The organism is Mesorhizobium sp., from assembly GCF_024509055.1.
In the GTDB taxonomy this organism is placed as follows: Bacteria; Pseudomonadota; Alphaproteobacteria; order Rhizobiales; family Rhizobiaceae; genus Mesorhizobium.
Genome location: NZ_JANINM010000382.1, coordinates 1 through 23,467, shown reverse-complemented (window position 1 = coordinate 23,467; position 23,467 = coordinate 1). Strand labels below are relative to the sequence as shown.

31 protein-coding genes and 1 riboswitch are annotated in these 23,467 nt (G+C 65.3%); of the genes, 14 read left to right on the top strand and 17 right to left on the bottom strand.

Annotation, left to right across the window (positions count from 1 at the left end):
- From Q0L57_RS18360 to Q0L57_RS18345, 4 genes are all read left to right on the top strand, one after another.
- Positions 1 to 1,299: glycine cleavage T C-terminal barrel domain-containing protein (locus tag Q0L57_RS18360; RefSeq protein ID WP_296744578.1), on the top strand; the 1,299-nt coding region annotated here is incomplete at its 5' end.
- A 55-nt stretch (positions 1,300 to 1,354) separates the two neighbouring features.
- The gene (locus tag Q0L57_RS18355) at positions 1,355 to 2,464 is read left to right on the top strand and encodes a mandelate racemase/muconate lactonizing enzyme family protein (protein ID WP_296744577.1); all 1,110 of its coding nucleotides are present in this window, start codon (positions 1,355 to 1,357) and stop codon (positions 2,462 to 2,464) included.
- A 191-nt stretch (positions 2,465 to 2,655) separates the two neighbouring features.
- Positions 2,656 to 2,985: a DUF2934 domain-containing protein gene (locus Q0L57_RS18350; RefSeq protein ID WP_296744576.1), complete on the top strand. Its 330-nt coding sequence runs from the start codon at positions 2,656 to 2,658 to the stop codon at positions 2,983 to 2,985.
- On the top strand, positions 2,982 to 3,131 hold the full coding sequence (locus Q0L57_RS18345; RefSeq protein ID WP_296744575.1) for a hypothetical protein: 150 nt from the start codon (positions 2,982 to 2,984) through the stop codon (positions 3,129 to 3,131). Before Q0L57_RS18350 ends, Q0L57_RS18345 begins: the two co-directional genes overlap by 4 nt.
- 5 nt (positions 3,132 to 3,136) lie before the next feature.
- On the opposite strand, the gene Q0L57_RS18340 is transcribed toward Q0L57_RS18345, so the two are convergent.
- On the bottom strand, positions 3,137 to 3,559 hold the full coding sequence (locus Q0L57_RS18340) for a hypothetical protein (RefSeq protein WP_296744574.1): 423 nt from the start codon (positions 3,557 to 3,559) through the stop codon (positions 3,137 to 3,139).
- A 98-nt stretch (positions 3,560 to 3,657) separates the two neighbouring features.
- Entirely contained in the window at positions 3,658 to 4,638 is a 981-nt protein-coding gene (locus Q0L57_RS18335) for a phosphodiester glycosidase family protein (protein ID WP_296744573.1), read from the bottom strand.
- Between the two features lie 201 nt (positions 4,639 to 4,839).
- Between Q0L57_RS18335 and Q0L57_RS18330 the strand changes: the two genes are divergently transcribed.
- Complete coding sequence (locus Q0L57_RS18330) at positions 4,840 to 5,253, top strand: MAPEG family protein (RefSeq protein ID WP_296744572.1); 414 nt, start codon at positions 4,840 to 4,842, stop codon at positions 5,251 to 5,253.
- A gap of 13 nt (positions 5,254 to 5,266) precedes the next feature.
- On the opposite strand, the gene Q0L57_RS18325 is transcribed toward Q0L57_RS18330, so the two are convergent.
- The 4 genes from Q0L57_RS18325 to Q0L57_RS18310 are packed head-to-tail and all read right to left on the bottom strand — an operon-like array spanning position 5,267 to position 8,516.
- Positions 5,267 to 6,319 carry a hypothetical protein gene (locus Q0L57_RS18325; RefSeq protein ID WP_296744571.1) on the bottom strand — a complete coding sequence of 351 codons (1,053 nt, stop codon included), beginning with the start codon at positions 6,317 to 6,319 and terminating at the stop codon, positions 5,267 to 5,269.
- Between the two features lie 56 nt (positions 6,320 to 6,375).
- Positions 6,376 to 7,032, bottom strand: a complete 657-nt coding sequence (locus Q0L57_RS18320) for an amino acid ABC transporter permease (protein ID WP_296744570.1) — start codon at positions 7,030 to 7,032, stop codon at positions 6,376 to 6,378.
- The gene (locus Q0L57_RS18315; protein WP_296744569.1) at positions 7,032 to 7,688 is read right to left on the bottom strand and encodes an amino acid ABC transporter permease; all 657 of its coding nucleotides are present in this window, start codon (positions 7,686 to 7,688) and stop codon (positions 7,032 to 7,034) included. The genes Q0L57_RS18320 and Q0L57_RS18315 overlap by 1 nt, the downstream gene beginning before the upstream one ends.
- Positions 7,689 to 7,715: 27 nt before the next feature.
- A complete protein-coding gene (locus Q0L57_RS18310) occupies positions 7,716 to 8,516 on the bottom strand; it encodes a transporter substrate-binding domain-containing protein (RefSeq protein WP_296744568.1) in 801 nt (266 codons plus the stop codon).
- 165 nt (positions 8,517 to 8,681) lie between these two features.
- On the opposite strand from Q0L57_RS18310, the gene Q0L57_RS18305 reads away from it, so the two are divergent.
- Complete coding sequence (locus Q0L57_RS18305; RefSeq protein WP_296744567.1) at positions 8,682 to 9,578, top strand: LysR substrate-binding domain-containing protein; 897 nt, start codon at positions 8,682 to 8,684, stop codon at positions 9,576 to 9,578.
- Between the two features lie 76 nt (positions 9,579 to 9,654).
- On the opposite strand, the gene Q0L57_RS18300 is transcribed toward Q0L57_RS18305, so the two are convergent.
- The 7 genes from Q0L57_RS18300 to arsC form a co-directional block, all read right to left on the bottom strand.
- Positions 9,655 to 10,071: a Rieske (2Fe-2S) protein gene (locus Q0L57_RS18300; protein WP_296744566.1), complete on the bottom strand. Its 417-nt coding sequence runs from the start codon at positions 10,069 to 10,071 to the stop codon at positions 9,655 to 9,657.
- Positions 10,068 to 11,174, bottom strand: coding sequence for an amidohydrolase family protein (locus Q0L57_RS18295; protein WP_296744565.1), 1,107 nt, complete (start codon positions 11,172 to 11,174; stop codon positions 10,068 to 10,070). Before Q0L57_RS18295 ends, Q0L57_RS18300 begins: the two co-directional genes overlap by 4 nt.
- Positions 11,171 to 12,268 (bottom strand): amidohydrolase family protein, encoded by a 1,098-nt coding sequence (locus Q0L57_RS18290; protein WP_296744564.1) that lies wholly within the window; start codon positions 12,266 to 12,268, stop codon positions 11,171 to 11,173. Before Q0L57_RS18290 ends, Q0L57_RS18295 begins: the two co-directional genes overlap by 4 nt.
- 98 nt (positions 12,269 to 12,366) lie before the next feature.
- Positions 12,367 to 13,341 (bottom strand): GlxA family transcriptional regulator, encoded by a 975-nt coding sequence (locus tag Q0L57_RS18285; RefSeq protein WP_296744579.1) that lies wholly within the window; start codon positions 13,339 to 13,341, stop codon positions 12,367 to 12,369.
- Between the two features lie 212 nt (positions 13,342 to 13,553).
- Positions 13,554 to 13,958: a nuclear transport factor 2 family protein gene (locus Q0L57_RS18280; protein ID WP_296744563.1), complete on the bottom strand. Its 405-nt coding sequence runs from the start codon at positions 13,956 to 13,958 to the stop codon at positions 13,554 to 13,556.
- Positions 13,959 to 14,011: 53 nt separating this feature from the next.
- Positions 14,012 to 14,332: an SMR family transporter gene (locus tag Q0L57_RS18275; RefSeq protein ID WP_296744562.1), complete on the bottom strand. Its 321-nt coding sequence runs from the start codon at positions 14,330 to 14,332 to the stop codon at positions 14,012 to 14,014.
- Between the two features lie 186 nt (positions 14,333 to 14,518).
- The gene (arsC, locus tag Q0L57_RS18270) at positions 14,519 to 14,929 is read right to left on the bottom strand and encodes an arsenate reductase (glutaredoxin) (RefSeq protein ID WP_296744561.1); all 411 of its coding nucleotides are present in this window, start codon (positions 14,927 to 14,929) and stop codon (positions 14,519 to 14,521) included.
- 488 nt (positions 14,930 to 15,417) lie between these two features.
- On the opposite strand from arsC, the gene Q0L57_RS18265 reads away from it, so the two are divergent.
- Positions 15,418 to 15,885, top strand: a complete 468-nt coding sequence (locus tag Q0L57_RS18265; RefSeq protein ID WP_296744560.1) for an isoprenylcysteine carboxylmethyltransferase family protein — start codon at positions 15,418 to 15,420, stop codon at positions 15,883 to 15,885.
- 17 nt (positions 15,886 to 15,902) lie between these two features.
- Here the strand turns inward: Q0L57_RS18265 and Q0L57_RS18260 are convergent, their stop codons facing one another.
- Complete coding sequence (locus Q0L57_RS18260; protein ID WP_296744559.1) at positions 15,903 to 16,175, bottom strand: PilZ domain-containing protein; 273 nt, start codon at positions 16,173 to 16,175, stop codon at positions 15,903 to 15,905.
- Positions 16,176 to 16,315: 140 nt separating this feature from the next.
- Complete coding sequence (locus tag Q0L57_RS18255) at positions 16,316 to 16,909, bottom strand: histidine phosphatase family protein (protein ID WP_296744558.1); 594 nt, start codon at positions 16,907 to 16,909, stop codon at positions 16,316 to 16,318.
- A gap of 85 nt (positions 16,910 to 16,994) precedes the next feature.
- A riboswitch (adenosylcobalamin (AdoCbl) riboswitch) is annotated at positions 16,995 to 17,122 on the top strand.
- Positions 17,123 to 17,141: 19 nt separating this feature from the next.
- Here Q0L57_RS18255 and Q0L57_RS18250 point away from each other — a divergent pair.
- The 6 genes from Q0L57_RS18250 to copD all read left to right on the top strand — a co-directional run bounded on the left by Q0L57_RS18250 (position 17,142) and on the right by copD (position 20,633).
- Positions 17,142 to 17,351: a CbtB domain-containing protein gene (locus Q0L57_RS18250; RefSeq protein ID WP_296744557.1), complete on the top strand. Its 210-nt coding sequence runs from the start codon at positions 17,142 to 17,144 to the stop codon at positions 17,349 to 17,351.
- Between the two features lie 12 nt (positions 17,352 to 17,363).
- A complete protein-coding gene (locus Q0L57_RS18245; protein ID WP_296744556.1) occupies positions 17,364 to 18,104 on the top strand; it encodes a CbtA family protein in 741 nt (246 codons plus the stop codon).
- A 47-nt stretch (positions 18,105 to 18,151) separates the two neighbouring features.
- Entirely contained in the window at positions 18,152 to 18,787 is a 636-nt protein-coding gene (locus Q0L57_RS18240; protein WP_296744555.1) for a hypothetical protein, read from the top strand.
- Positions 18,784 to 19,161: a hypothetical protein gene (locus tag Q0L57_RS18235; protein WP_296744554.1), complete on the top strand. Its 378-nt coding sequence runs from the start codon at positions 18,784 to 18,786 to the stop codon at positions 19,159 to 19,161. The genes Q0L57_RS18240 and Q0L57_RS18235 overlap by 4 nt, the downstream gene beginning before the upstream one ends.
- 122 nt (positions 19,162 to 19,283) lie before the next feature.
- Complete coding sequence (gene copC / locus Q0L57_RS18230; protein ID WP_296744553.1) at positions 19,284 to 19,652, top strand: copper homeostasis periplasmic binding protein CopC; 369 nt, start codon at positions 19,284 to 19,286, stop codon at positions 19,650 to 19,652.
- Between the two features lie 87 nt (positions 19,653 to 19,739).
- On the top strand, positions 19,740 to 20,633 hold the full coding sequence (copD, locus tag Q0L57_RS18225; RefSeq protein WP_296744552.1) for a copper homeostasis membrane protein CopD: 894 nt from the start codon (positions 19,740 to 19,742) through the stop codon (positions 20,631 to 20,633).
- Positions 20,634 to 20,639: 6 nt separating this feature from the next.
- Here copD and Q0L57_RS18220 read toward each other — a convergent pair whose 3' ends face one another.
- The gene (locus Q0L57_RS18220) at positions 20,640 to 21,335 is read right to left on the bottom strand and encodes a VIT family protein (protein WP_296744551.1); all 696 of its coding nucleotides are present in this window, start codon (positions 21,333 to 21,335) and stop codon (positions 20,640 to 20,642) included.
- A 173-nt stretch (positions 21,336 to 21,508) separates the two neighbouring features.
- On the opposite strand from Q0L57_RS18220, the gene Q0L57_RS18215 reads away from it, so the two are divergent.
- Positions 21,509 to 22,471, top strand: a complete 963-nt coding sequence (locus Q0L57_RS18215; RefSeq protein ID WP_296744550.1) for a DMT family transporter — start codon at positions 21,509 to 21,511, stop codon at positions 22,469 to 22,471.
- A gap of 192 nt (positions 22,472 to 22,663) precedes the next feature.
- On the opposite strand, the gene Q0L57_RS18210 is transcribed toward Q0L57_RS18215, so the two are convergent.
- On the bottom strand, positions 22,664 to 23,467 hold an 804-nt coding region (locus Q0L57_RS18210), incomplete at its 5' end, for a cation diffusion facilitator family transporter (RefSeq protein ID WP_296744549.1).

The window sequence follows — 23,467 nt, the reverse complement described above, 5'->3', positions numbered from 1 at the left end:
TCCGATCTCGACCCGCGCCGCTTCGGCGACTACGCCAACAAGGAATGGACGCGCGAGAAGGTGCGCGAGGCCTGGGGCACGCATGCGGAGCAGAAATATCCAGGGCAGGACATGCCTGCCGCGAGGCCGCAGAAGACCGCGCCGTCCTACGACAGGCTGACCGAGCTTGGCGCCGTCTGGGGCGTGCTCAACGGCTGGGAGATGCCCAACTGGTTCGCCCGCGACGGCGTCGAGGCCAAGGACCAGTATAGCTGGCGCTGGACGCCGAAGGGGAACCTCGTCGGCGAGGAAGTGCTGGCGGTGCGCAACGCCGTCGGCCTGGTCGAGATGACGCCGATGACCAAGTTCGAGGTGTCGGGACGAGGCGCGGCGGCATGGCTGGACAGGATCATCGCCAACCGCCTGCCGGTGGTCGGCAAGGTGACGCTGGCGCATCAACTGACGGCCGGCGGCGGCGTACAGGCCGAGTACATGGTGGCGCGGCTGGCGGAAGACCTGTTCTACCTGATCTCGACGCCGCGCGCCGAACGCTGGAACTTCGACGACCTGTCGAGACTGCTTCCCGCCGACGGCAGCGTGTCCCTGAGGAACGTCACCAACGATCGCGGCTGCTTCACCATCGTCGGGCCGAACGCGCGGGAGGTTCTGCAACCGCTCACCGAGATCGACCTTTCGAACGAGGCTTTCCCGTGGTTCGGCGTGAAGACCGGCGTCGTGGCGCTGGCCAGCGACGTGAGGCTGCTGCGCGTCAACTACGAAGGCGAGCTCGGCTGGGAGCTCTACCACCCCCTGCCCTACCAGCGGCAATTGCTGGATGCGCTTCTCAAGCAAGGCGAGAAGCACGGCATGCGGCTGGTGGGGCTGCATGCGCTGGAATCGCTCCGGCTCGAAAAATCCTATCGCGCCATGTATCGCGACATGAACCCGGAATTGAACGCGCTGGAGAGCGGGCTGGAGCGCTTCATCCGGCTCGACAAGGGCGAGTTCGTCGGGCGCGAAGCGGTGCTGAAATACAAGGAGCGCAACGACCAGCGCCGCTCGGTGACGCTCAAGATCGAAACCGACGGCGCGAGCACTTTAGTCAATGAGGGGCTCTACAGCGACGGCAGGCTGGTCGGGCGTATCACGTCCGGCGGCTATGGCTACGCGCTCGGCCACGACGTGGCGCTGGCGCTGTTGCCGGAACGGCTGAGCAAGCCCGGCACGAAGCTCGACGTCGCCATCCTGGGCGAATGGAAGGTCGCCGAGGTGGTCGCGGATTCGCCCTACGATCCCACTTCGGCCAGGGCGCGGATGTAAAAGACGGGGCCGCTTGAGGCCCCGTTGACCATGCATTCCTTGAGGGTTGCCGAACATGCGCATCGATCGGATCAACGTCTATTCGGCGCAGCTGCCCGTCAAGGGCGGCGTCTACCGCATGGCAAGCGCCGATGTGGAGGCGCTGGACTCGACTCTGGTCGAGATCGTGACCACCAACGGTTTGAGCGGCTGGGGCGAGACCTGCCCGATCGGCCCGGTCTACCAGCCGCACCACGCGCTCGGCGCCCGCGCCGCGATCGCCGAAATCGCGCCGGGGCTGATCGGGGCGGAGATCGCATCGATCCGGCTGCTGGCGAAGCAGATGGACGAGCGCCTGAACGGCCATGGCTATGCCAAGGCTGCGTTCGACATGGCCTTCCTCGATGTTCTCGGCCAGAAGCTCGGCGTGCCAGTCTCGACGCTGCTCGGCGGCGCGCTGACCGACCGGGTGCCGTCCTACTATTCGCTGATCGTCGGCGCGCCGGACGAAACGGCAAAAATCGCTGCCGACAAGGTGCAGGCCGGCTATCCGCGCCTGCAGGTCAAGATCGGCGGGCGCAACCTGGAAGAAGACGTGGCGGTCGTCCACAAGGTGTGGGAAGCGGTCGGCCACAGGGCGCGGCTGGCCGTCGACGGCAACAGGGGCCTGACGGTCGCCGCCGCGATCCATCTCGACAGGCTTTGCCAGCACATCCCCTTCGTCTTCGAACAGCCCTGCAACACCATGGACGAGGTGGCGACGCTGAAGGGCCGCGTCACGCATCCTGTCTATCTCGACGAAAGCACCGAGGACCAGAACGCGGTGCTGCGGGCCATCTCGCTCGGCATCGCCGACGGCTTCGGCTTCAAGGTAACGCGACTCGGCGGGCTCACCAAAATGACGACCGTGCGCGACCTCTGCGCCATCCGCTCGCTGCCGCACAGCTGCGACGACGCCTGGGGCGGCGACATCATCGCCGCGGCCTGCGCGCACCTTGCCGCGACCGTCGAGCCGCTCCGGATGGAGGGCGCATGGATCGCGCAGGAATACATCAAGGGCCATTTCGACCAGAAGAATCCGGTCGTCATCAAGAAGGGCCACATCGCGGTCCCGCAGAAGCCGGGGCTGGGCGTGAAGCCCGAGCCCGGCATGTTCGGCAAGCCGGTGGCCATTTACGGGCCTTGAGGAGCAAGACGCCACTGGTTCACAATTTGGGATCGCGAGTGCAGCGATAATCACCAGCGCCGTCCCCACCTATGCGGTTGGCGTCAAGCCGTGCATTCCGACCGGCGATGCCCTCCACCGATCACATCTCGCGTTACGCGGATCGTTCCGCCCTGCCCTGCGTTGACCGCAAGACGCCAGGAGGAACGGCAATGAGCGAAGAACGGCATGCGAAAATCCAGCAACGGGCCTATGAAATCTGGCAGCGCGAAGGCGCCTTGGATGGCGACCACGAGCGGCACTGGCATCAGGCGGAAATGGAGATCGACCGCGAGGCCGCCCTGCCGCTGACGGCGGGCGATGCGCTGCCTGAGACACGCGATATCGACAGCACGGACGTGCTCACGGTCGAGGCTCTGGCCATGCGCACCGGCATATCGGGCGACGAGGCGCAGGAGCTGCTCGACAGGCTGGGCACCGACCGCGCCGCGATCGAGGAAGCGGCGCGGAGCCTGAAAGCGCGGCGGAGTAGAGGCCGATGATCAGGAAACTCAAATCCGGGAAATACCGCCTCTATTCGCGCAAGAAGGACGAGAAGACCGGCAAGCGGCGCAACCTGGGCACTTTCGACAATCGCGAAGCGGCAGAGAAGCGCGAACGCGAAGTCCAGTACTTCAAGCGCCACTAAGACGGTCAATCGTTGCGCTGCTCGGACGACGGCGACCAGCTCACCTCCAATTGGCGGAGTATCCCGGCGGCCAAGCCTTCCTGACCAGGACGGGTGTGGAACTCGGCCCGGTAAAGCGACGGTAGTGCCAGCAGGTGTTCTACCTGATCATCGAGCCACGCCCGCAGTTCAACGTATTCTACGTCGACCCCACCGCGACCTGGGTGCGTCTTAAGATGAACCTTGCCATTATGATATTTGTGTTCCCAGGCGCGATAAATGGACCAGTAACGCAACGCACGCTGCATAAAATCCGGTCCGACTGGGTAGAGCTTGAAATTGTCAGAATACTCATCGGCACCATCGTCAAACTGAGAGGCAAAATAGTGGGGAGCGCCGTTCAGATCGGCTATGCCAGTCCGAACCCCATCGTAGTAGTCCCAGACCATATGTACCGGTTCTCGACGCATGCGAGCGAACAATAGCTCCCGCCAAGATAAACTCCAGCCTCGTCCTGCTCGATGGCCAGCGGAACTCTATATCCGCTCTACCTGCGCTCCACCGTCAGGACCACCGGCATTGCCCAAGGCACGTCCCGTGGGGCCTGGAGGAGCGAAACCTTGCCGTCCGACACCTGGGCTTCCCATTCGGCATAGTGCTTCAACTTGTAGCTTCCCGAGCGCACGCTGAGGCCCGCGATGGGGCCGCCGTCGAGGTTGAGCGCGGTCTTGATGTCGAGACCGGCGCCGAGGAGGAAGGTCGCGAGCCGGTCCAGCGAGAAGAAGGCATCTCTGGTCGAGCCGACGATGATACGGCCCTGCCGGTCTTCCGCGATGAAGGTGCGGTTGGCTAGCCAGTTGCTCTTTGACCGGACCTTGTTGCCGCCATCCTCGCCGATCAGCAGCGGATAGGACACCATGGCATTGTCGGCGCCCTCAAGGACGGAGCGCCAGTCGCGGCCCGTTAGATCGACCACATGCGTGCCCGAGGCATTGGCGACCCAGAGCCCGGCCCTGGCGTCATAGTCGCGCGGACCGAGCCTTTCGCCGTTACTGACAAGGGGCGTATCCGCCTCGCCCTTGAGGCCGAAATAGCTGCCGTTGACGATCAGCACCGTGCCGCCAGGCCCGTCGGGATGGAGAGCGGCTTCCCACTGATCGATGTCTTTCCTTCCGCCGGGTTCGTTGCGGGCGACGAAGCGGAACCTGGCCGGGTCGAAGCGGCTGAGATAGAGGCGGTCGATTTCCACACTGCCGGCCATGACGGGGATTTCCCGCACCTCGAACCCCGGCTCCATGTCCTTCCAGGCGCTTGCGCCGGCGGTCACATCCGGGATTGTCGGCTGCAGGGCAAGCCGCATCGCCGGCGAAAGCCGGGCGTCATCGGCGGCAACAGTAATCCAGTAACTACCGCCGCGGCGAAGCAGAACATTCAAGCCATAGGCGCCATTCCTCTGCCATATGAACCAGGCGCTTGAAATCATGGCGAGCATCGCCACGATGACGACAATCGAGATCGGCTTGCGCAATGATTTCCCCCATACCAATGTCGCGACAATTGCCGGAGATTGTCGGCTGAATAGTGTCCGATATATGCAGGAGGGGAGCAACAAATCTGGCGATGGCCGCCTATGGGCGGCTTGCAGGCGGGTAGACTTCAACAACGTGGCATCGTCGCCGGGCCCTGCTCCGGCACGATCCCGGCCCCGCCATTACAGGGAGTGGAGAACATGGAAGCCTATTGGTTGAGCATTCTCGGCGTGCTTGCGCTCTGCCTTCTGTCGGTGCTGCTGGCAGTCTATTCGGGCGTGTCCAAGGGATTTGCGGGCGCGCTTTCAGGCCCGGTTTTCCCCGCGGACGACGGCAACCGGCTCTACAGGATCGACCGCGTCCACATGAACTCGGTGGAGGCGTTGGCGCCGTTTGTCGTGCCGGCGGTGCTGGCGATGATGGTCGGCGTTGGACCCGTCACCCTTGCCGTGCTCGTCTGGGCGCATCTGGCGATACGCCTCACCCACCTCGTCATCTACCTGCGCGGCGGCAGCGCGGCCAAGGGCGGCAGCGTCAGGACGATCCTGTATGTGTCCGGCGCGCTGGTCATGCTGGCACTCATCCTCGTGACGGGATGGGCGGCGCTGCATTGAGCGGCGCCCATCGCTAGCCGAGGCACCCCATGAGCTTGACCGAGATGAGCGCTTTCGCGTCCGGGAACCCTTTGACGGGCAGCCCGGTCGAGGCCGGCCCAGGCTTCGAATAGTAGGCGTTCCGCACGGCCATGTTGTCATGCAGCTCCTCGGCGGAACTGCCTGAGATGTAGTAAGTGGTCGCCTTGCGGACGTCGTGAAATCCCAGCCCGTAGCGGGCCAGGGTTTGCTCCACCGCCTGCATGATCAGGCTCGTCTGCTCGACCACTCCGCGGGTGCCGGCGTTGTCGCAAGCGGTGACATGGAAATGCCGCTGCGACCGGCTCAGTCGAACCTCGACCCCATCGGGCAAGCCGTCACGACTGTCCGCGAAGGAAAGATGCAACACGCCAGACGTCGAGAAGGTCTGTTCCGCCAACAGGTCCGCGCCGTCGCGTTCGATGCTGAGCACGCCACAAGGGTCGAGCATTCGCAGCCCCGGCACATCCGCTATCGATGCTGACGCCTGCTCGCTTCCCGCGAACCATTGCTCGGCCAGCAGGTTTTCCCTCGACAAGCCGGCTTGTTGCAGCAACCCCTGCAACGCGCCGGCAAGCTCGCCGGCTTGCGGCAATTGCCCGGCGGTCAGGTTCGCCCAGGAGATCCCGTCCGCGTCCACCACGTCCAGCCTGAGGCGCGTGGGCTCGTCCACGAAGGCGCGGTGACGCTTTGCCTGGGTCGAGCCGAAGACATCGACCTCAATCAGCATGCCTTCGTAATAGAAATATGGGATCGCCACCGGGGTGATCAGCACGTCATCGCCGAAGTGGTCCCGGAAAAGCCTCCTCAGCATGGCCGCATCGCCGTCAGCCGTCTTGACGTAGTAGACCGTCAAACGGGTTATCACGGTCCGGTCGCAACCGATCTCGTTGAGAAACCGCCCCGTGAAGGCGATCACGGCCTCGGCCTGCAAGCCGAGGTTGCCGGGGTGGAGGACCTCGCCTGCGCCGTCCAGCGGGCATTGGCCGCACGACCAGATGAGGCCGCCGCTCTTCACGAACAGCGAATACGGATGGTCGATCCGCATTTTCCAGACGGCATCGAAGGGCAGGAAAGTGAGAGCTCGCGAAGTCATGATATGGCCTACCGTTGCGTACGCGTTCCCGCGCTGAGATGGCGGGCCAACAGGCTGAGCGGGAAGACGAGGAGGAAGAAGAGGATGGCAACGCCGGTGAGCGGTTCCAGGTAGCGGAAGGACGCCGAGCCGCTCATATAGGCGACATACGCAACCTCGCCGACGCCGATGCCGGCGAGCAGCGTCGTCGCCTTCAGCAGGTCGGTGAAATAGTTCACCACCGCCGGCAGCATCTTCCTGACGGCCTGTGGCGCGATGATACGGCCCCAGGTGATGGCGCGCGGCAGCGCAAGCGACTTCGCCGCCTCCCACTGGCCTTTGTCTACGGCCAGGATCCCGCCGCGCACGATCTCGGCCATGTAGCCGCCCCCGATCAGCCCCAGCGCCAGCACGCCGCAGGTCAGGCCGGAGAGGTTCGCGCCAAGCAGGATTGGCAGGCAGTAATAGGCCCAGAACACCGCGATCATCTCGGGCGTGGCTCGCGCGATCTGGACCACGGTCCTAGCGGTCAGCGCGACCGGCCGGCGACGCGAAAGCGACGCCCCGCCGAGCAGCACGCCCAGGCACGCGGCGACGACGAAGGAAGCCAGCGTCACCAGCGCGGTTGTGCCCATGCCCTGGATGAGGCTCGGCAGGTCCGCGATCAGTTGCCGGTAGTCGAACATCAGCCGGCCCTCCAGCGGCTCACCCGGGCCTCGAGGCGAGAAAGCGCGAAGGACAGGAGCAGGCACAAGGCGATGTAGACTATCGCCGAGAGCGAGTAGAAGGTGATCGGATTGGCCGTGTAGTCGCTGATCCGGCTGGTGGTCCGCATCAGCTCCGGCACAGACAGGATGGACAGGATGGCGGTTGCCTTGAGCAGGCTGACCAGCGTGTTGCCTATCGCCGGCAAGGCTATCGGAAAGGCCTGCGGGATGATGATCAGCCGCCAGCGTTGGAAGGGCTTGAAACCCAGCGCAAGCCCGGCTTCGTGCTGCCCTCGCCCGACAGCGTTGAGACCTGCCCGGTAAACCTCCGCCATATAGGCAGTCATGACGATCACGATCGCCAGCGCCGCTGTTTGCGGCGCTGTGGTCTTGATGCCGGTCAAGACCGGCAGGGCGTAGTGGAGCCAGAAAAGCTGGACCAGCAGCGGCGTGTTCCTGAAGAACTCCACATAGGCGATCACAGGGAAACGAACGAGGCGGGACGCACTGCCCATGCCGAGCGACACAGGCAGCGCAAGTACGATCGACCCAACCGCTCCGAGAGCGAAATAGAAGAGGGTCAACAGCAGGCCTTTGAAGAGAGCCGGTATGAACGGGATGATGCTTTCAACCATCAAGCGGCTCCACAATGCCAGGTCCGGTTACTTGATGCCGTACCAGGCCTGCTTCCTGTCCGAGATGAAGCTGGTGGTCGTGTTGTAGGCGATCCAGGTGTTCAGGAACGACAGGAAGTGATAGTCGCCCGGCCGCACCGCGTAGGAATAGCCGGTCATTTCGATCGGCGCGTCGCCGCCGAGGATTCTGACCTTGGCGTTCGGATTGGCCTTCATGAACAGGGCGTTCTGAAGCAGGTCGCTCAAGTGGGCGCTGGCCCGCCCGGCGGCAACCTCCAGCTGGCCCGCGACGGCGTTGTCGGACACGATGGTCTTCTGCTGCGCCTTCGGCAGCAGCCTCTGGCTCTGCGCCACGGCCGCCATGCCGGCAATGCTGACGATCGTGTATTTCGGGTCGTCGAGCTGCTTCCAGTCGGTGGCGTCGACATCGGCGCCGACCAGCCAGGTATTCCCGGTCGTCATGTAGCTGTCGCTGAAGTCGACGGTGACGGCGCGCGCCGGCGTCCTGAACATGTCGACCATCGCCACGTCATACTCCTTCTGCATCAGCGAAGGGATGATCGTCGACCACGTCGCGTCGACGATCTCTAGCTTCACGCCGAGGGCGTCGGCGAGGTTCTTCGCCATGTCGACGTTGAAGCCTTCCCATTCGCCGGTCTGCGGGTTCTTCTGCTGGGCAGGCACGGAATCGGCCATTCCGACCTTGATCACGCCCGCCTGCTTGATCTGGGCCAGAGTGTCCGTCGCCTCCTGGGCATTGGCCTGAAGCGGCCGGGAAATGCCGAACGCCAGGACGAAGGCCGTGACGACGGCCGCGATCTTTCTCATCATTGTTCCCCTTGTTGAAGTTGGCGAGCCCGGTTCGCCCGCAGGGTCGCGACAGTGGGCTTGAACACTCTATGGGTGAAGGCCGAAAAGAGTGATAGGTCTGATAACGTCACGTTATTAGACAATACCACCGGACACTGACCGGCTAACCGTGGAGTTGGCACCATGAGCGACTTGAGGAGAGCGGTCGGCACGCTCGACAACCTCGTGGCTTTCGAGGCCGCCGCCCGCCTCGGCAATTTCAGCCGAGCCGCAAGGGAACTGCTCGTCGCGCAGCCCGCCATAAGCAGGAGGATGCAGCAACTGGAGCAGTCGCTGGGGGCCAAGCTGTTCGAGAGAAACGGCACCAGGGTGCGGCTCACGGCGGCCGGAGACCAACTCCAGCGCGTGGTGACGAACGCGTTCCGAAGCATCGAGCAATGCGCCAGGACACTGCCCCGCAACGATGACGGCGTGGTGTCGCTGCGCGTCAACGTCGCGGCCGCCTCGCTGTGGCTCATTCCGGCGCTCGGCGAGTTCTACGCCAACTTTCCCGATATCCGCCTGCATCTGGTCTGCATCGACGAGCTGCCCGAGTTCGGCGACGGCGATTTCGATCTGGAAATCCGCTTCGGCACCGGCGATTGGCAAGGCGTCGAAAGCTATCCCCTGCTCTCGGAGACGATCTATCCGGTCGCCTCGCCGCAGTTTTGCCAAGGGCACGCAATCGACAGCCTCGATCGGCTGTCGGACGTGCCGCTTCTGCAGCTGGCGAATTTCACAAGTCCGCTGATGGACTGGAGGGGCTGGCTGTCGAGCGACCGCGCCCCGGTCATCCGCCATTTCACGACCTATGCGATGGTCCTGGAAGCCGCCATGTTCGGCCACGGCGTGGCGCTCGGCTGGCACCACTATGTCAGGCGCGCGGTCGAAAAAGGCGATCTGGTCAGGCTGCCGATAAAGGAACGCAAGAGCGACTACCGGGAGTTCCTCGTGGTGCGGTCCCCCGGCAGCCGGCGTTTCTCGGTGGAACGCACCAAGGCCTGGCTTCTGGAACTCGCCGCGCGTGACGATCAAAGGTAAAGCTGGCCGCCGCGCCCGTTTGTGCCCAGCGATCAAATCGGACGACCCCGCGCGCGGAAATCCTCGCCCGGCCCGTTCAAAGCAGGACGTAGACGATCTCGCCCTCGCTGACGGTTTCGAAGGTCGTCGCGACGAGCGGTTCAGCCGTCGCGCAGCCCGGAGCGGCGCCCACCGCCGTCTCGTATGCGCGCACCTTCAGCTTCGCCGGATCGATCTGGGAAAGCCCGGTCTCGATGTCGAATTCCCAGTGGTGCCAAGGGCAGCGGATGATCATGTTGCGGCGGCAGTAGCTGTGCCGGCCCGGCCCAGAGGCGCGCAGTTCGCCGATCTGATGGCCTTGCGAGAGCGGGCCGCCCTGGTGGGGGCAGCGGTCGGCGAGCGCGTAGAACGCGCCCTCGACGTTGAAGACCACGATCGACCGGCCTGCCACTTCGACCTTCAGCCGTCCTCCGTCGGGAATGTCGCCGACGGCGGCCACCGCGTGGCGCTTCATCGCGCCGCCCCGAAGAGCGCGGCGGCATTGTCGTAAAGGATCGCGCGCCTGAGCTTAGGGTCGATATGCGGCGGCAGCGAATGGCGGGGATCGTCGAAATCCCAATGCGGGTAATCCGACGAGAACACCACGCGGTCATGGCCGATCCAGTCGAGCACGTCGACGAGGTGGCGCTTGTTCTCCGGTTCTTCCATCGGCTGCGTCGCCACCCACAGGTGCTGCCTCAGATATTCCGATGGCGGGCGCCTGACATGCGGGACCTCGTCGCGCATGCGTGCCCACAGGCGGTCCAGCCGCCAGCCGAGCGCGGGCAGCCAGGCGAGGCCCGCCTCGAGCAGCACGATGCGCGTTCCGGGGAAGCGCTCGAACAGGCCCTCGAAGATCATGCTCGACAGCATCGCCTGCGCCGACGGCGCATGCTCGGTCATCTCTTCCAGATAGTAGGACGGCCAGCCGGCCGGGCTGATCGCCTCGCCGTGGTAGCCGAAGACGTGGACGCCGACGGGCAGGTTCGCGGCCTGCGCCGCCTCGAAGATCGGCCAGTAGCGGCGCTGTCCAAGAAGCTCGGCGGTGCGGCTCAAAAGCAGCACCTGCGCGAAGCGCTTGTCGCTGGCGAAATGCTCGATCTCTTCGCGCGCCAGCTCGCCATTCTCGTAAGGCACGCAGATCGAGCATTTGAGCCTCGGCTCCGGCGCGTTGTAGAGGTCGAGCTGCCACTGGTTGGAGGCGCGGCAGAGCGCCGCCGAGAAGTCGTCGCCGAGCACGCCCTGCCCGGTCGGCCAGAGCGGGTTCATCACCCCGAACTCCATGTCGTAGAGGTCGAGCAGCTGCGTCCTGAGCAGGCCGACATCGGACCCCGGCAGGCCGCCATGTTCAGGCCAGGTGTCGCGGCGCGACGAGGCGGGCGCGGCCTTCGGATAGGGATTGCCATCCTGATAGCCCATCCGGTAGCGCATTCCGTAGGTTTCCAGATGCGTGCGCCAGCGCTGGCTGAGGAAAGGCTTGAGATCGTTCACCGAGGAGAGCTTCGGGTGAACGTCGCAATCGATGATCTTTTGCGTGACCTCGGTGGCGGACGACGGCGTGCCGGCGTGGAGGGTCATGGCCGTTTCTCCGAAAGACGAGGATAGGTCGAGGACGGATTGTCGACGGCGAGCTTGCGCACCAACCCGGCGTCGAAGCCGGCGGGGAGCGCCGCATCGCCGTCGAATTGCCAGTGCGGGTAATCGGACGAGAACAAAAGCATCTCGTCCGAGCCGATCTGGTCGAGCAGCCGGGCGACGATCCCGGCATTGTCCGGCACGTCGAATGGCTGCGTCGTCAGCCGCACATGCTCGCGCACGATCTCAGCCGGCGGGCGGTCGACCCAGGGCGTCTCGAACCGCAGCCCCTTCCAGAACTTGCCGAAGCGCCACAGGAAGGCCGGCAGCCAGCTGACGCCGCTTTCGATGAGCACGACCTTGAGCGTGGGAAACTCCGCGAACACGCCTTCCGAGACGAAGCTCGCAAGCTGGGTCTGCATGATCTGCGATTGCGCGGCATAGTCCTCGATCGCCGTGTTCGGCCATCCGAGCGAGGTGACCGGATGATGGTAGGCGCTGCCGGCATGGATGCCGATCGGCAGGCCGTGCCGGGCGGCCGCCCTGTAGATCGGCCAGTAGCCGCGATGTCCATATGGCTGATGGAACGCCGACGGAAAAAGCACCTGCACGAAGCGGCGGTCGGAAGCGCAGCGCTCGATCTCGGCCACGGCGGCGTCGATGTCCTGCAATGGCGGCACGATGGAAGCGCGCAGGCCGGCATGCCTGTCCAGCCATTCAATGCGCGTCCAGTCGTTCAGCGCCTTCGCGACCGCCACCGCCATATAGGCATCGTAGAGCATGTGGACGCCGCACAGGTTGTTCAGGATGCCGGTCCCCGCGCCAAGCCCGTCCAAAGCCTCGGCGGCCAGCCGCTCGGGCGTGTTCGATAGCCCGCCGGCAGCGTCGCGCCAGTCGAGCCGGCAGGTAAGCGGCGCGTTGTCCGGATAGGCGATGCTGTCGAGCTGGGTGATGCCGCGCGCGACGATCAGGTCACGCCAGACGTCGTCCAGGAACGGCATCAGCTGGTCCATCCTCGGATTGGGATGATGGATGTCGCAGTTGACGCTGCCTTGCGGCAACAGCTTCCCTGCTCTGGTCTCCTCCAATACGGCCATGATGCCACGTCCTCGCCCGGTGCGCTTTCCTCGATGCAGCAAGGATGATCGTCGGATCGCGAGCCGGTCGAGGCAAGTTTCTCGCCAGGATTGGCGAATTATCCGCCTAGGCTTCGCGCGCCAGGCGTGGTCGACGCGGCCTGCTGTATCGGGCGGCGCTCCTCCGACGGCAGGCAGCCGAAATGTGTCCGGTAGCTGTGGGCGAAGTAGGACTGCGAGCCGAACCCCGTCGCCAGCGCGATGGCAAGGATGGACATCGGCGTCTGGCGCAGCAGCGCGCGCGCCCGCTCCAGCCGCAGCGTGATGTAATAGCGGCCGGGCGTCATCTCGACATGGGCCGAGAACAGGCGTTCCAGCTGCCGGACGGACAGGCCGGCCGCCCGCGCGAGATCCACGACCGAGACCGGCTCTTCCAGGTTCTCGCCCATCAGCTCGACGACCTTGCGCAGCGCCAGCGGCTTGCTGGCCAGGTCGCGGCCCGGGCCCATGCGCTGCCGGTCTCCCGCCGAGCGCACGCGCTCATGCTGGAACTGGCCGGCCACCTCGTTGGCGATCGTCTCGCCGATATCCCGGCGGATGATTTCGAGGAACAGGTCTATCGATGTGGTGCCGCCCGCGGACGTATAGCGCTGGCGGTCGATCTCATAGACGTTGTTGGTGCATTCGATGTCCGGGAACCTTTCCCGGAAGGCGGGGCGATTCTCCCAGTGGATCGTGCAGCGATGGCCGTCGAGTTGGCCGGCCTCGGCAAGCACGTGGCTGCCCAGCGTGAGCGCGCCCAGCGCTCGGCCCATCCTGCCCCACCGGTGCAGCGCGGCAAGGACGGCCGGCTTCTCGGGAAAGTCGACCAAGGTGCCGGCGCAGATGAAGGTGATGTCGGCGCGCGGCGCGTCTTTCAGCGAATAGTCGACGTTGAGGTTCATCCCGTTGGACGCGAGGACCGGTTCGCCGTCGAACGAGATGGTCACCCACCGGTAGAACTGCCGGCCCAGCGTATGGTTGGCCGTGCGCATCGGATCGACGGCGGCGGCAAGGCCGAACATCGGAAACCGATGCACCAGCAGGAATGCCATCACGCGCTGCTCGGAAGACAGGTCCGCCACGTTCCAACCGCCGGATTGCTCCCGCCTGTTCCAGGACAGGCGGGTTTCGCGGGCGCGATGCCCCGAACACCGCGAACATCCGCCTCCGTGCTCGTGCCCGCAACGGCAATTGCGGCACAAGCCGCCGTTTTCGCGAAAATGCCAGTTCCCAACAGTGGTCGTGGCCCGGCGTGGCGATAGTTTCAGGCGCAAGCCTTGGCGACGGCCTCGCTGTCCTCGTAGGGGCGAAAGCGCGTGATGAGGCCGTTCTCCACGACGAACTCGAACACGAACTCACATTCGATGAGTTTGCCGGTCCGCTTCACGCGTGTCGCCAGTTCTCCGAGGATGACGACCCTGTTGCCTTTGGCCAGCACATCCCTGACGTCAAAGCGCTCGTTGACGGTCTCCCGACGAAGCGTCGCGTAGAATTGCGAGACGCCGGATTTGCCGACCCAGCGACCGGCCCACGGCACGACGTTGCGGTCCCCTACCGCGAACCAGTCGACATCGGCGCTGACCAAGTCCTCGATTTCGGTGAGGTCTTCAGCCGTGGCGGCGCGACGGGAAAATTCATTGACAATATCGAGAGGCGCAAGCGTCGACATGAAGCCTTATTTCCTTTGCGTTGGGGGATTTGACTACGACCGATCCGCCTTGATCAGTAAGGCGCGAAATATTTGCTGCCCGCGACGCCGACGATGATCAGCGCAATGAAGCAGAGCTGGATGGAGTTCATCTGCTCGCCAAACAGAATGGCGCTGAAAGCCACGACCCCCACCGCTCCCAGGCCGGTCCAAACCGCATAGGCGGTTCCGGCCGGAAGCCCCCGCATCGCCAGGGCAAGCACGCCCATATTCACAAAGCTGAGCAAGAGCGGCGTCGTGACCGCGAGCCAGCCGCCTCGCACCGCCGCCCATTTCAGGCTGAGAGCCCAGGCGATTTCGACAATGACGGCGCAACCCAGGATGGCCCATGCCATATGGCAAGTCCTTTCCGGGTTGAAAAAAGGATGCGAGCGCCGGAAGCCCGTAAGAAGCGGCTCGCAACAGGTCGGCCGTGGAAATGTGGCCGAACGATTTGGGACGATAGCTGTTTTTCCCGATACCGCAAGGATGCATCGCTTCGTCGATCCGTTCGGCAGCCGACGGCCTCGTTACGAGTCGCTCTAGGTTGGGCTGGACCAGGCGACCTTTTCGCCATCTTCCTTGACGAACTCGCGCACCGGATTGTCGAGCAGCGGCAACACGACCTCGGATGGCCGGCAGAGCCTGGTTCCCTTCGGAGTCTCGACGATCGGCCGGTTGATCAGGATCGGATGAGCGAGCATGGAATCGAGCAGGTCGTCGTCGCTCCACTTAGGGTCGGCGAGGCCAAGCTCTGCATAGGGCGTCCCCTTCTCGCGCAACAGCGCCCGCGGCGAGATACCCATCGCCGCGATCAGATCCAGCAAGCGCTGACGGCTGGGAGGGGTCTTCAGATATTCGATGACCACCGGTTCCTCGCCACTGGCGCGAATCATTGCGAGCGTGTTGCGCGAGGTGCCGCAAGCCGGGTTGTGGTAGACGGTGACCGTCATGGCTGTGCCTCCAATGGTTGCTGGATGATCGTGGGCCGAAGCAGCCAACCCATCAGCGCCAGCGCAAAAAGTGCGCCTAGCAGTTCGCGCGACCGCTGGCTCGAGGAGCAAAAGGCCACGAGCGCTGCGTGTTGTAGTGCGAGCCGCTGTTGTTAGCGCCGTGAGGCGTACACCGACGACGCTAGAACTTTATCAGGCCTTGCCCCTGGAGAATGTAGAGAGCCACCAGAACGATCGCGATCACCGCGACCCAGACGCCTGTCCTGCTCATTCGCAAACTTCCCCATCGGCTTGTCGGCTCGGATGAACGCACGCGCCGCGGTTGCGTTCCTTCACGTGCTGGGTTGTATGCCAGCGCGCACGGGAAAGCCAGCCATGAACCAATCGCGCCGCCTGCAATCCAGCATAGCCTCTCCGTTGCCGCGCCGAGGCCGTGGGTGCATAGTTGCCGGCGTGAAGGCGCTGGTTCAGGGACAGGCGGAAAGGCCATGAACGACAAGGCGGACAATCCGGGCGTCGCGGTGTTCCCGCCGCTGCTCTTTCTGCTGGCGCTGATCGTGATGCTGGCGCTGCGCTATTTCTGGCCGCTTTCGATCGGTGGCAGGCCGCTGACCATGGTGCTGGGCATCGTGCTTGCGGCGATGGGAATTTTCAGCATCGCCTGGGGGCGCACGACCATGGTAAGGGGCGGCACCAACGTCAATCCGGCGATGCCGACAACCGCTATCATCACCGGCGGCCCCTTCCGCTTCACCAGGAACCCGCTTTATGTCGGCGTGATGTGCCTGTTCCTGGGCATCTCGCTGCTGCTCGACACATGGTGGGGCATTCCGGTGCTGATCCCGGCTTTCCTTATCCTGCACTCGGGCGTCGTGTTGCGCGAGGAGGCCTATCTGGAGCGCAAGTTCGGCGAGCCCTACCGCGCCTACAAGGCCGGCGTGCGCCGCTATCTTTGAGGTGAGAAGTGGTAGCGTCAGTCCTTCAGCGAATTGCTGAAGATCTGCACGCCGAGGCGCTCGTTGCGCCGCCACCGCACCACGGCCATATAGGTGGCGTCGTCATCGGGGACGATGAGAGTGAAGCGATCGGGTATGTGCACCTGAGGATCGACGCGCAGCTCGGCGCCGTGCCCGTGCTGGTTCCGGACAGAGCACCTGACCCTGGCCGCGCCAGTGGCAATGATCGCCTCCTTCAGCACTAACTCGCGTGCATGAAGACGGCGCTCGCCGTGGGGAAAGGTGGTCATGGCGTACTCATCCGGAACGTCCTGGCGGGCCAGGCCTTCCCGCCGCGAAGCCGCACAATAGCAGCGAGGCGTTTCCGTTCCGTTAGCAACAGCTGAAAACCACGGAGTCTCGCGAGCAACGAAAGCCTACGATCTTGAGGTCAGCCCACGTCCTGGCTCAGGCCAGACGAGAGGCCAACCCCGCTTGCCCTCAGCACCCAGCGGCGGCCGTCGCTTCGGAAGTCGGTGAGGCTGAGCGGCTCGATGTCGATCTTCCAGATCGCGGAGAGCGGCGCGCCGAGGACATGGACGATCGCCGCGCGGATCAGCACCGGGTGGGTTACCGCGATGGTGTGGCCGCTCGAGGCGACCAGATTATCCAGCAGCGCAACGCCGCGCCTTGCGACATCGGCGAGCGACTCCCCGCCATGGGGCGCCGCGTCCGAGTCGGCGAACCAGGCGGCCATGGCCTCCGGGTCCTCGGCCTGCACGTCCTCGAAGCCCCTGCCCGCCCAGCGCGCAAAATCCTGGTCGGCAAGCAGCGGCTCGACCGTGGCTTCGAGGCCGAGCGCCTCAGCCGTCTGGCGCGCCCGGAGCGCCGGGCTCGCCCAGACGCGGTCGGCACGCCGCAGCGCTGGCCGGGCCGCTGTGGCGCGCGCCAAAGCCTGCCGCTCCAGCGGCTCGTCGGCCGGAAAGCCGCCCTTGCGCGCGGCAGCCGTCGCCCCGCTTGCGATCATCGTCAGACGTGCGAGCATGGAAATCGCCCCTTGGCCCAGTGGAATCTGACCTCACGAAATTGTGTGAGCCATCACAATTCGTTGACAGGCGAACGATCTGCTGACAAGTGTTTCAGCATCATACGGGATTGGAAGCCGGTGCGAATCCGGCACGGTCGCGCCACTGTGATCGGCACCAGCCGAAAGTCAGGCCTTCTCCCGTAGCCAACTTGTTCCATCAAAGGGACGCAGTATCCCAGGGGAGGTCAATATGTCCGATACAACCTTTGCACCCAGTTACGGCCCGGTTCCGATTCCGGTCCGCGAGCTTTTGCCTTGGGCGATCTTCGCCGGCCTGCTGCTGATGCTGGCGATCTATTTCGTCGGCGCGGAAGAAGGCGCGACGTCGCTGATCCGCGGCATGTATGTGCACGAATTCGTGCATGACGGCCGCCACCTGCTCGGCTTCCCCTGCCACTAAGGGGCTAGCGACATGGTTGGAAAACTTTTGCTGCGCGGCATGCTCGTCGGGCTTGTCGCTGGACTTATCGCGTTCGTCTTCGCCCATACTTATGGCGAGCCGCAGGTCGACAAGGCTATCGCCTTTGAAGAACAACAAGCCCAGGCCGCTGGCGAAGCGCCCGGCGAAGAGATCGTCAGCCGTCCGACGCAGGCCGGCATCGGCCTGGCAACCGGCGTACTTACCTATGGCGCGGCGCTCGGCGGACTGTTCTCGCTGGTCTTCTCGTATGCCAATGGCCGGCTAGGCTCGCTCGGTCCGCGCGGCACCTCGGCGCTGATCGCGCTGCTCGGCTTCCTCGCCGTCATCGTGGTTCCCGGCCTGAAATATCCGGCGAACCCGCCATCGGTCGGCAATCCTGAGACAATCGCCTACCGAACCGAACTGTTCTTCATCATGATCCTGATCTCGATCGCGGCCATGGTGGCGGCGGTGGGCCTTGCGCAGCGGCTGTGGAACCAGCTCGGCGCCTGGAACGCGACAATCGTGGCCGGCATTGCCTTCCTCATCGTCTTCGCGCTGGTCAAGGCGGCGTTGCCCGACATCAACGAGGTGCCGGAGAAGTTCTCGGCCGTTGTGCTGTGGCATTTCCGCGTCGCTTCGCTGGGCATCCAGCTCACCCTATGGACGGTGATCGGGCTCGCCTTCGGCGCCGTGGCGGAGCGCCTGCTCTCGGCCAGCAGCCAGGGCGGCCTCGCGCGCCGCTACGCCTGACGTCAATGCGTTGGCCGCCACGGTTTTTTGCCCTGGCGGCCATTCTCTTGTCTTTCGCGCTTACGGGCGTTGCCGCCGAAGCGCATAGCTCGCGCTCGACGCCGCCTCCCCCCGGCATCCAGATCCCCAGCCTCACGCACGGCCAGATGGCGGTGATCGCGCGCTATCGCGGCGCCATTGTCGATCTCGCCCAGCAGCAGACCCAGACCGATCCGACCTTCCGGCGGCTCTACAACCACGGCAACCTGCAATACACCTATTGCCTCTGGGGGATGATGCCGGGAAGCCTCGGCGACGAGCAGAGCCCGTTCAACGAGTGCAGCCACGCCTATCTCGCAACGGCCAAGGCGCTGCTCACCTACATGGCGACCATGCCCTCGGCCGAGCGCGAGGCCAAGGCGCTGATCTCCGACATCGATGCCGAGATGGTGCGGACCGGCGCCTCGTGGATCCTGTGCCAGTTCAGCGGCGAGACCTTCAGCACCGGCGAAATCATCGAGCCAAGGTGGCAGGACATGTTCTTCCACCTGCCCAGCCTCGCCGTGCTGATCTTCGCCGGCGGCGCGCTGGTCGCCGGTGCGCTGTGGGTCTTCCGCCCGCCGAGGTCACGCTCAAATTCGGCGGCGGGGAATGGCGACGGCCAGCCAGGCAGCACGCAAGCCACCGGTCGGCCAGCCGGATGACGACCTCGCGCAGACGGTCACCCGCTTCCGTAGCGATCGCCGCTGCCATCGTCCTGCTCGTGCAAGCCTTCCTCAGCGGCGCCTGGATGGGCGCCCAGGCCGCCGCCGGGCCGCTCGATGCCTTCGGCAACGTCCTGTGCACCGCGCATGCGGACAATGCTTCGCAAAATGGTCCCCACCACGGCGGATATGATTGCGATTGCTGCCTGTCCGGCTGCGATGTCGCGGCCGGTATCATTCACGACGTGGGCGCCATCGAACCTGTCTCGACAGGCTTCCTGCTCAACCCCACCGGCAAACGGCTGGTCGACACGCCTGTCCGGCGCCACGAGCTTCAACCGCTGAGCTCGCGCGGGCCCCCGGCCCGAGGATAGGCCGGGTTCCCGGCCGGAGACGCCCGGTGCCCGACGGCACAAGGCCACCTCCATCCCGCAAATCCACGCTATTATCGCCATTCGCGACGGCCATGACCGTCCGAAGACAAGGAATCAAATCGATGCGTAACATCGTTCTGTCCACCGCCCTCGCAGCCATGTCGTCAGTGCTGCTTGCCGGCGCCGCCTATGCCCATGCCCATCTCGAATCCGCGCTGCCGCCGATCAACGGAACCGTCAAGGACGCGCCCCAGGAACTCGACCTGAAGTTCAGCGAGGAGCTCAACCTCAAGTTCACCGGCGTGAAGGTGACGGGGCCGGACAAGAAGCAAGTCAAGACCGACGGCGACATGCTGATGGACGGCGACAAGTCGTTCATGGTCAATCTGCCCGCGGGGCTGCCGGCCGGCACCTACAAGGTCGAATGGCACGCGCTCTCGCAGGACGGCCACAAGACCCACGGCGACTACAAGTTCACCGTGAAACCCTGATCGCGCAAGGGCGGGGATGCCACCGCGTCCCCGCCCGTCATTCATGGCCATGAAAGCCCATCCTCCCTCGCCCGGGACAGCTCGCGGATGACCCCGGACACGCTGCTGGCGGCATGCCGCTTCGTGCATGACGGCGCGTTGATGGCGCTTTGGGGCTGTTTCGCCTATCTCGCCGTGCTCGTCCCGCGGCCGCTTGCCGAAGTCGTCGCGGACAGGCTGACAGTCCCGCGCCTAGCGGGCGCTTGCCTGGTGCTCGTCACGGCGCTGCTGGCGCTGCCGCTGCAGGCGGCGATGATCGGCGATGGCTGGGCCGATGCCGTCGATCTGCAGACGCTTCTCAACGTCCTTGGATCGACCAGCGTCGGCAAGGCATGGCTGGCGCAGCTTTTCGCCGCCCTTGCGGTGACGGGCGCGCAATTCGTCCACGGCCGCGCGGGACTGGTGGCGACGGCCGCCGCATCGGGCCTGTCGCTCGCCACGCTCGCGCTTACCGGCCATGCCGTCATGCAGGACGGCTGGCAGGGCGTTGCGCATCCGCTCAACGATGTGCTGCATGTGCTTGCCGCCGGCGCATGGTTCGGCGCGCTTTCGCCGCTGATTGTCGTGCTTGCCAAATTCGGCCAGGCCTCGTCGCGGGCGGAAGCATCGGTGGCGCTGCGCCGCTTCTCCACGGTCGGCCATTGGGTCGTCGCTCTGGCGATCCTTTCGGGCATCGGCAACGGCCTGTTCATCGTCGGCTGGCCGCCGCTGGGCTGGGGCTCGACCTACAAGGTATTGCTGACGGCCAAGATCGCGGTCGTGGCGGTCATGACGGCGACGGCGATCCTGAACCGCTATTGGTTCGTGCCGCGCATCCGCCGCGACGGGCAGGCGGCGGTCGCGGCGATCCGGACCGGCACGCTGGCCGAGATCGGCCTCGGGCTTGCCGCCATCCTCCTCGTCTCTGTCTTCGGCATGCTCGATCCGGGCGGCATGGACTGAATGCGGCTAGATCGCCTTGCCGATCAGCGCGCCGATTGCGGCGGTCGTCGCCATGGCGACGGCGCCCCAGAACACGACCCTGAGCGTCGGCTTGAGAACGCTGGCTCCGCCGACGCGCGCGCCGATGGCTCCGAGGGCCGCCAGTCCGAGCAGGCAGGCAATCGATACGGTCCAGACGACCGTTCCGGGCGGCGAAAGCAGCGAAACGACCAGCGGCAGCGCGGCGCCGGAGGCGAAGGTCGCGGCGGACGTGAGGGCTGCCTGCACCGGCCTGGCCATCACATGGCCGGCCAGCCCGAGTTCGTCGCGGGCATGGGCCGCGAAGGCGTCCTTGGCCATCATCTGCTCAGCGACCTGACGCGCCAGATCGGGGCTGACGCCGCGCTCTTCGTAGATGGCGGTGAGTTCGGCCAATTCGGCTTCGGGCTCGGTGGCCAGTTCATGGCGTTCCCGCGCCATGTCGGCCTCTTCCGTATCGGCCTGCGAACTGACCGACACGTACTCGCCCGCGGCCATCGACATGGCGCCGGCGACAAGTCCGGCGACGCCGGCAACGAGAACTTCATGTTGCGCCGTCGCCGCGGCGCCCACGCCCACGATCAGGCTCGATGTCGAAATCAACCCGTCATTGGCCCCAAGCACTGCGGCTCGAAGCCAACCGATCCGCTCGATCAGATGATTTTCCTTGTGGAGGGTACGCATGACGATGCTCGACAGTTCGCGTTGCGGGTTCCGCTCTGGACCTATCGACCTTGCCGCAGGTTTTCGCGAGCGCGCAACAGCAAATTTCCCGGTGGATAGCCGTGACGGATGGAGCAGCCACTAGCCGATGGCGCCGAGCCGGCGTAAGGATCGCCTTCCACACGACGCCCGGATTGAACCGCGCAACCATGCTCGCCCCCGAAGCCTTCGCCGTCACCGCCGCCTGCTGCAGCGCGCTGAGCTCCATGTTCCTCAGCGAGCTCAAGGGCCGCGTTCCCCTGCTCCAGCTTGCCCGCTGGCAGATGCTCGCGACCTTCGTGATGACCGGCTCGGTGTCGCTGGCGATCGGCGGCTGGCACACGATCGGACCAAGGGAATTCTGGCTGCTTGCCGGATCGAGCTTCGCCGGCATCAGCATTGCCAGCACGACCTATTTCGCCACCATCTATTCGGTCGGCCCGCGCATCACGGCGCTGCTCTTCTCGCTCACCTCGCCTTTCGCCCTGGCGCTCGGCTATCTCGTGCTCGGCGAGACCATCAACCATTGGCAGGCGCTTGGCGTGGCGATGGTTCTCTCGGGCATCGTGCTTGCCATCGGCATGCCCAGGCGATTCCTCAAGCGCGGCGACATGGCGCCGGCCATGCCGGTCGTCGCCCCGTCCACCATCCCGGTCAGCACTGCGCCGGCCCCGCCGCTCACCGGCCGGCTGGGACCGGGCATCGTGCTCGGCGTGATCACCGCGGTTGGCCAGGCGACCGGCACCCTTTTGGCCCGGCCGGCCATGGCCGCCGGCGTCGAGCCGTTCTCGGCCATGGCGCTGCGCTCCGGCCTCGCGGTCGTCCTTTTCATCGCGCTCGCGACGACGCCGTTCGGCAGGGGTAAGCGGGAGGCCGTCCAGTTCGGCACGGTCGGGCTCGCCGTGCTGTCCGCCTTCGTCGGCACCTCGCTCGGCATGTCCTGCCTGATGGCAGCGCTGCGCACCGGCAATGTCGGCATCATTTCGACGCTGTCCTCGATGACGCCCGTCATCATCCTGCCGATGGTGTGGCTGCGCAGCGGGCAAAGGCCGACCGCGGCCGCCTGGGCAGGCGCGCTGCTAGCCATTGCCGGGACGGCGCTGATCAGTGTGAAGTGAGGCAGGTCGGCGGGACGGTACCCCCCTCTGTCCTGCCGGACATCTCCCCCTCAAGAGGGGAGATTGGCAGCTTTGGCGCCGCGCCTGTTCTCCTACGCTGGCGATTGGCGAAGGCCGACGCGGCAGCTGATCTCCCCCCTTGAGGGGGAGATGCCCGGCAGGGCAGAGGGGGGTGCTGTCCCGCGACCTCAATCACCCATGCGCATGGTGATGCCCTTCCGGCTCGGCCATGGCGAAGGGTAGATCCTCGCTGTCGGCGCCGGCGTCCAGCAACAGCCTGGCGCTGAATTCGTGCGGCTCGGCCGGAGCGACAAGGCTCTGCAGATAGTGGTGATCGCCACCGACCGGCGATAGCGGCAGGCGCTCGACGGCGCCGCCCGGCCGTTCGATGGCGACGTTGGCCCGCAAGCCTTCGGCGTGGCGCGAGAGGCGGAGCCGCATGCGCTCGCCATGCGGCGTGTCGACGATCTCGAGCAGGCCGCTCGCAAGCTTGCCCGCCACCAGGAACGGGTCCGGCGCGTGGTGATGCCCGCCCTCCTCCGGTTCCGCGAAGCGGACCGTTGCGATTGCAAGCGCTGGAATGTGGGCGAACAGCTCGGCCTTGAGCGAAGCGGCGATGTTGTTGGCGGCGGCCAGCAGTATCCCGTCGCTGACCGCTATCGTCACATCGACGTGCAATTTGTGGCCAAGCCAGCGGGCTTTGGCCTCGACCACCCTGTCGACGCCCCGCACATGTTCGGCGGCATGATGGACCTCGCCAACGATGCCCGGCTCGACGCCGTCGAGCATGCGCGTCAGCACCGAGCGCGCCGATTGCCAGACGATCCCGAGGATGGCGACGGTGATCAGCAGGCCGATGACCGGATCGGCAAGCGGGAAGCCCAGCCAGACGCCGACCGCGCCGGCAACGACCGCGAGGCTGGTCAGCCCGTCGGTGCGGGCATGGTAGCCGTCGGCGATGAGCGCGGCGCTGTTGATCTGGCGGCCGACGCGGAT

Coding starts and splice junctions, on each gene's coding strand:
- Q0L57_RS18355 (WP_296744577.1), top strand. CDS start 1,355: ATGCGCATCGATCGGATCAACGTCTATTCGGCGCAGCTGCCCGTCAAG.
- Q0L57_RS18350 (WP_296744576.1), top strand. CDS start 2,656: ATGAGCGAAGAACGGCATGCGAAAATCCAGCAACGGGCCTATGAAATC.
- Q0L57_RS18345 (WP_296744575.1), top strand. CDS start 2,982: ATGATCAGGAAACTCAAATCCGGGAAATACCGCCTCTATTCGCGCAAG.
- Q0L57_RS18340 (WP_296744574.1), bottom strand. CDS start 3,559: ATGGTCTGGGACTACTACGATGGGGTTCGGACTGGCATAGCCGATCTG.
- Q0L57_RS18330 (WP_296744572.1), top strand. CDS start 4,840: ATGGAAGCCTATTGGTTGAGCATTCTCGGCGTGCTTGCGCTCTGCCTT.
- Q0L57_RS18325 (WP_296744571.1), bottom strand. CDS start 6,319: ATGCGGATCGACCATCCGTATTCGCTGTTCGTGAAGAGCGGCGGCCTC.
- Q0L57_RS18320 (WP_296744570.1), bottom strand. CDS start 7,032: ATGTTCGACTACCGGCAACTGATCGCGGACCTGCCGAGCCTCATCCAG.
- Q0L57_RS18315 (WP_296744569.1), bottom strand. CDS start 7,688: ATGGTTGAAAGCATCATCCCGTTCATACCGGCTCTCTTCAAAGGCCTG.
- Q0L57_RS18310 (WP_296744568.1), bottom strand. CDS start 8,516: ATGAGAAAGATCGCGGCCGTCGTCACGGCCTTCGTCCTGGCGTTCGGC.
- Q0L57_RS18305 (WP_296744567.1), top strand. CDS start 8,682: ATGAGCGACTTGAGGAGAGCGGTCGGCACGCTCGACAACCTCGTGGCT.
- Q0L57_RS18300 (WP_296744566.1), bottom strand. CDS start 10,071: ATGAAGCGCCACGCGGTGGCCGCCGTCGGCGACATTCCCGACGGAGGA.
- Q0L57_RS18295 (WP_296744565.1), bottom strand. CDS start 11,174: ATGACCCTCCACGCCGGCACGCCGTCGTCCGCCACCGAGGTCACGCAA.
- Q0L57_RS18290 (WP_296744564.1), bottom strand. CDS start 12,268: ATGGCCGTATTGGAGGAGACCAGAGCAGGGAAGCTGTTGCCGCAAGGC.
- Q0L57_RS18285 (WP_296744579.1), bottom strand. CDS start 13,341: ATGGCATTCCTGCTGGTGCATCGGTTTCCGATGTTCGGCCTTGCCGCC.
- Q0L57_RS18280 (WP_296744563.1), bottom strand. CDS start 13,958: ATGTCGACGCTTGCGCCTCTCGATATTGTCAATGAATTTTCCCGTCGC.
- Q0L57_RS18275 (WP_296744562.1), bottom strand. CDS start 14,332: ATGGCATGGGCCATCCTGGGTTGCGCCGTCATTGTCGAAATCGCCTGG.
- arsC (WP_296744561.1), bottom strand. CDS start 14,929: ATGACGGTCACCGTCTACCACAACCCGGCTTGCGGCACCTCGCGCAAC.
- Q0L57_RS18265 (WP_296744560.1), top strand. CDS start 15,418: ATGAACGACAAGGCGGACAATCCGGGCGTCGCGGTGTTCCCGCCGCTG.
- Q0L57_RS18260 (WP_296744559.1), bottom strand. CDS start 16,175: ATGACCACCTTTCCCCACGGCGAGCGCCGTCTTCATGCACGCGAGTTA.
- Q0L57_RS18255 (WP_296744558.1), bottom strand. CDS start 16,909: ATGCTCGCACGTCTGACGATGATCGCAAGCGGGGCGACGGCTGCCGCG.
- Q0L57_RS18250 (WP_296744557.1), top strand. CDS start 17,142: ATGTCCGATACAACCTTTGCACCCAGTTACGGCCCGGTTCCGATTCCG.
- Q0L57_RS18245 (WP_296744556.1), top strand. CDS start 17,364: ATGGTTGGAAAACTTTTGCTGCGCGGCATGCTCGTCGGGCTTGTCGCT.
- Q0L57_RS18235 (WP_296744554.1), top strand. CDS start 18,784: ATGACGACCTCGCGCAGACGGTCACCCGCTTCCGTAGCGATCGCCGCT.
- copC (WP_296744553.1), top strand. CDS start 19,284: ATGCGTAACATCGTTCTGTCCACCGCCCTCGCAGCCATGTCGTCAGTG.
- copD (WP_296744552.1), top strand. CDS start 19,740: ATGACCCCGGACACGCTGCTGGCGGCATGCCGCTTCGTGCATGACGGC.
- Q0L57_RS18220 (WP_296744551.1), bottom strand. CDS start 21,335: ATGCGTACCCTCCACAAGGAAAATCATCTGATCGAGCGGATCGGTTGG.